2 protein-coding genes are annotated in these 6,046 nt (G+C 35.3%); both read right to left on the minus strand.

From position 1 onward, the window contains the following. Positions 1-2,639 (minus strand): MG2 domain-containing protein (locus tag KEM10_RS23210; protein ID WP_244826126.1); only part of this gene is annotated, 2,639 nt, incomplete at its 3' end. Between the two features lie 50 nt (positions 2,640-2,689). Next, positions 2,690-6,046: hypothetical protein (locus tag KEM10_RS23215; protein WP_212220569.1), on the minus strand; the 3,357-nt coding region annotated here is incomplete at its 5' end.

Below are 6,046 nucleotides of genomic sequence, written 5' to 3' on the forward strand. Positions count from 1 at the left end.
TGTACACTATCCTTAAAAGCTGTTGAATAATCGTAGTGATAAAATTCTTTGGTTCTTTTATACCCCTGAATCGTAACATTTGAAATTCCTTTATAAGCCGCTGTACTATACAAACCGCCTCCAGCTTTGGTATATATAGACAACACTGCAACTGGTGTTGAAATAATCTCTGATTGATATTTAAACGGATTAATCCCTCCTGGAACCGTTCGATCTATTTCATCACCACCATTATAATACCTGGCTTCATCGGTTAAACGGGCTTTAGCTAATTCTGAATCGGGAAATAGAAGATCTATTGATTGAACATCTTTGGGATCTATTGCTATTAAATCATCAAGGGTATAGTTTCTGTATGCTTTCCTAATAACTCCTCTAATATTTGAAGCTGCAATCATTTGACCATCCACAAATACAAAAAAACGATGTCTTTGTTTCCCAATCAATTGAAAACTAATTTCAGGTATCACCTGTATATCAGTATGCTCTTCACTATTTACATTATAATTTGATAGCCCCCCAGAAGTCCCAAATTTAAATCCGTGAGTATTAGCTTTTTTAAACTCAATTTCATTTTTATCAACATTGTATTTACTGATTCGCAGATCAGGAAATGCTTCATATATGAGAGAAAAAAGACCATCATACCGTGAGTTTTCTTCCATTAGTTCTTCCACCTTTATTTTGCCAATCGAAGAATTAGGAACTCCATACTTTTCATTCATCTGGGCTTTGGTTGATTTCTTACTTTCTGCACTAACATCTACCTCTTTAATGGAAACATCAGTTGTAACCATAAAAGTATCTTCAACAACTACCCTGTTTAATTCTTTCTGCAAAACATCTTGCGATATTTGAATATCATGTATATCAATATTAACCAAGCTTATATCATTACTATTTGCTTGTCCCAGATAATCAAACTGATCAATCGTATCGGACTGGTAATTAGTCAGGATATCTATTTCAAAGTCCTTTTTTTTACCCTTTTGATTTTTTGTCTGAAACGTTACTTTTTTACTATCATAAAAATCGTGCATGATAAAAGTAAATTCTCCATTTTCATCTAACTTATCATTGTAACTATCAAAAACGTTACCCGCAATCATTGTTACTTCCGCCCCCTTGGGCACGTTATCTTTACCCCATAAGGATGTCACTTTTCCTTTTACGTAAATTCCGGGTTCTTCTAAATAGTCAGGAATCGTTAAAGAATCAGTCAACACTTCTTCCCACTGATATCTTCTCCAGCCATTAGTTAGCATCAATAATTCCGATTTAAAATTGCTTTCTCCTGTATCTTCAAATAATATGGGATCATTCAATTTCAACCCCGGTAAATCGGAATACAACGATAAGTATTGATTGATATTGGCTGAACCATACGCCTTATCAGGCACCCTAGTGGCATCGGTAACTGCAATAGAGAAATTCCCTTCAACAGGATCACCATCACTACTGGTAACCAACATGGTTAGTAAAACAGAATCACGACTTCCTTCGGGTAATTTATCTTCGTTTATGGCGATATTTAAAGCATCCTCTTTTTTGATAAAAACCAATCGCTCTGCACGCGCCATTTGGTTTTGATCGAAAAGGGTTAATTGCACAATACCGCTGTTGAATTCAGTCTTAGCAAGTTCAGTTGTTAAGGTTTCTCTACCCGACATATTTATTATAAGAGCATCTTTTACCTTACCATTTTGGGTTGCCAGTAAAAACAAAGTAGTATCAGCTATAGAACCAGACTTTGAAACAGTAATCGTCAATGGGTTTTCTATGTCCTGATCAACAACCGTCATAGCCAATCCTTCTGATAAGGCATCAGATAATGGATAGGTTTGTAAGCTGTCTGATTGCCCTACTTCCTTTATAAAATATTGTTTATTTGTTTCTGGAGTTAAAGTAAATACACCTTTTCCCCGCCACATGGTTTTAGCAGCAGTTACAATTTGTCCTTTATCATCAACTAATATACCATTAAAGCTTTGTGGCATGCCTAGTGCATCCCGAACTTCAAAGGCAACTTTGGAAGAAATACCTGCCACCAGATCACCTCCTTCGGGGTAAAACTCAATCTGTAGTTGTTGTTTTACCTCAGATACTTCCCCTATTTCATTGGCTAATTTATTGTTTTGTTGGCTTGATGCACTTATTCCTGTTGAATGAGATCTCTCACCTTCACCTGAAACAATTATCTCCTTCGAAAAATAATACTCACTTCCGGCATTTCGCATCCAGTTGGTATAAGCCACCAAATAGTATTTACCCGGCTTAGTGTTCTCCTTTAACTCTAATTGCCCGGCTGCCAAACCATTTTCGATCTTAAACATCTCTTTCAAAAAGATACTCTTATTCGGATTTAGCAATTCAACATGTAAAACTACCTCTGTTTGATTTAACTCCTGCGTAGCAGCATTAATTATAAAGGCATTAAACCATAAGGTTTCTCCCGGTAAATATATGGGCCGATCGGTTTGTACAAATACTTTTTCGTTATGTTGAAGTGTTTGATGAAGCTGGAGCTTTTTAATAATATCTTCCCAGTTTTGCGCTGATACTGGAGATACTAGAGTAAGAGAAATTAGCACCAAAAATGCTATGGTAATAAAAGATGGTTTAGGGTTGGTTAATTTCATAAAATTCTAGGTTTGGTTATAATGAACAATCTTTTCATCTATTAAAATAATCATTCATAACTAATCATCTCGTTTAGATATTTAATTTGCTCATTAATATTCTTATCCGGTGGCAACATCCAGCTATCACGCCATTGCTCAGGATTATACTCATTATTCTTTTGTAGAGTGGCTGTTTTATGCCATTCTTTAGGCACCTGAGAATCTTTCTCCTTATATTCAAATTTAGAAATGACTTTCCAAATTATTTCCTGCTCAATCCTTTTAGTTTCACCATTTAAGTCGAACGATACATTATAAATAGCAAAATCAGGTTCCCAATTTACCCCATTAAACCTCCAGGTCATCTCGCGATACTCATTATTCAACTCAAATTGATCAGGAGTGAAATCGCAAACTAAATACATATCGGGCATCACATACTTCATTCCTTTATCACTAATGCGCCATTTAGCCCAAGCTAACCCATAAGTTTCAGCATCAACCAATAAATCCCCTTGATAATATGTATAAGTTAACCCCTCTTTTTGATCGAACTGAATATGATACATCATGCGTCCTTGAAACTCGACTTCTCCTACCAAGGTATACTCATAATCTTTATAAAGTGATAAATCTAAAAATGAATGCAGATAATACAATGGATCGAAATTTGGAATTATTTCTCCGCGATTCATAGGAATAAAGTTTACTTTCTTATTTACATCCATTGAATTAAATTCTCTTCCTCCCGTTATTTTACTATCAATATACATTTGTCGCTCTGCCATATTTGGCCATTCCTGTATAAAACCATAATCGCTTAATTGATGTAAAGATTCTCCATCAAATAATTTCTCTCTATAAGCTCCTTTTGAATAGAGTGTTGTCGAATTCCTATTTCTAAATCTATTTCGATACAACTTCTTGACAATATCTGTAGCTTTAATGCTAACTAAATTAATATCTGCTTTTTCCAAAATAGCCTCTTCCTGATTCAACAAGTCAAGAAACGTAGTACTAACATTATTATAACCGGCCTTTTCGATAAGTAAATCACTGTTTTCATTAATAATTCTGTTATTAACTTTGAATTGCCCATCAGCTGAAGTAAAAGTACTCCAACCCCGATCAGGATTACTAATATGTGCATATACAGCAGGACCTCTACTTGAAAGTACTACACGAGGTCCTTTTTGCTTATTTTTCACTTGAATATCTTGAATTTTTCTTCTGCTATCCATATCTGAATCAAAAATGAACAAAGAATCCTGAGTATTATAAACCAAACTACCTAACTCACCAACATTTGAAACCCCATTAACTTCCAGCCGAATCTTGTTTGAAATATTTGAAGAGTAAAATTTTAAATCTGCTTTTCCATTATAATCGGTTTCAACATTTGGATACCAGGCCAATGTATTTCGTTCATCAACCCAGACACTATCTTTTAATCCTGTTGAATAATCTAAATGATAAAAATCCTTAATTTTCTTAAAACCTTGAATGGTAAAGTTAGAAAGCCCTTTATAAGCAATGGTACTATAAATGCCACCACCGCTTTTTGTATAAATGGAAAGAATTGCTGTTGGTAACGCAAGAACCTCAGTTGCGGAAATTACATTACCCATTCTACCTTCAAGAGTTGACATGGGTTCATTAACCCCAAGAACATTCACCTCTCGACTTGTAAAGTCATTTAGTAACTCACCTCTGGTTGAGGGTGATTTAGGAAATAAAAGATCTACTGACTTTACTTCTTTTGGATCTAAACTCATTAAATCGTCCATGGTCAAATAACCATTAATAACTCCTGAACCTTCAAGATCACCACTTGCAACCATTTCTCCATCAATAAACATGTAAACCTGATGTCTTCCTATCCCAATAAATTGAAACCATATAGTTGGTGGACCAGCAGGACTTACATTATAACTTATTGCTCCGTTCCTATCATATGAAGCACTAATTTTTGAAGGACGGGAAGATACAGATATTCTTAAATTTGGAAATTCATCATATAACAAAGAAAAAATACCATTGTACCAGGACTTTTCTTCCATTAATTCCTGAATTCGGGCTTCTCCAATTGAATATTCAGGAGCTCCATATCTTTCGTTCATTTGGCCTTTTGGAGACTTTTCTAACTCAGCCTTTTTCTCCACTTCTTTAATGGAATAATCTGTAGTAACAACAAAGGTATCTTCAAGAACAACACGATCTAATTCTCGCTCCAACACTTGTTTTTCAATAGTTACTTCTTCAGTAGCATCAGTCATTTCCTCTTCATTATTTACTAAATAAGCTTTTTCGAGATAATCATATTGATCTGTTAGCCTATGCTGATAACTATTTTTTATATCCAGTCTATAATCGTGTTTTTTATCCTTCTTATTTTTCGTTTGTAACACCACTCTCTTGGTATCATTAAAATCCTTCATTATAAAGGTAAACTCTCCGTTTTCATCTAACTTATCATTATAATGTTCAAATACACTGCCAGCAATCATGCTTACATCTATCCCTTCCGGAATTTTTTCTTTCCTCCATAATGACCTAACTTTTCCCTGAACATAAAGTCCTGGTTCTTCTTCATACTCAGGAACGATGATGGCATCAGTCAACACTTCTTCCCACTGATATCTTCTCCAGCCATTGGTTAGCATTAGCAATTCCGATTTAAAATTGCCTTCTCCTGTATCTTCAAATAATACAGGATCATTCAATTTCAACCCCGGTAAATCGGAATACAACGATACGTATTGATTGATATTGGCTGAACCATACGCTTTATCCGGCACTCTTGTGGCATCTGTAACTGCAATGGAAAAATTCCCTTCAACAGGGTCTCCTTCCTGACTGGTAACCAACATGGTTAGTAAAACAGAATCACGACTTCCTTTGGGTAATTTATCTTCTTTTATGGAGATATTTAAAGCATCCTCTTTTTTGATAAAAACCAATCGCTCTGTACGCGCCATTTGGTTTTGATCGAAAAGGGTTAATTGCACAATACCGCTGTTGAATTCAGTCTTAGCAAGTTCAGTTGTTAAGATTACTCTACCCGACATATTTATTATAAGAGCATCTTTAGCCATACCATTTTGGGTTGCCAGCAAAAACAAAGTAGTATCAGCTATAGAACCCGATTTTGAAATAGTAATGGCCAATGGGTATTCCTTGCCCTGATCAACAACATTCATTACCCATCCTTCTGATAAGGCATTGGGCAATGGAAAGCCATTCAAAGTATCAGTTTGCCCTAATTCTTTTATAAAATATTGTTTGCCGGGTTGAGGATTTATATTGAAGACTCCTTTTCCCCTCCACATTGTTTTAGCAGCTGTTACAATTTGGTCATTCTCATCAACTACCAATCCGTTAAAGTTTTGTGGCATGCCCAATGCATCTCTCACCTCAAAGGCAAC

Source organism: Carboxylicivirga linearis (genome assembly GCF_018271995.1).
In the GTDB taxonomy this organism is placed as follows: Bacteria; Bacteroidota; Bacteroidia; order Bacteroidales; family Marinilabiliaceae; genus Carboxylicivirga; species Carboxylicivirga linearis.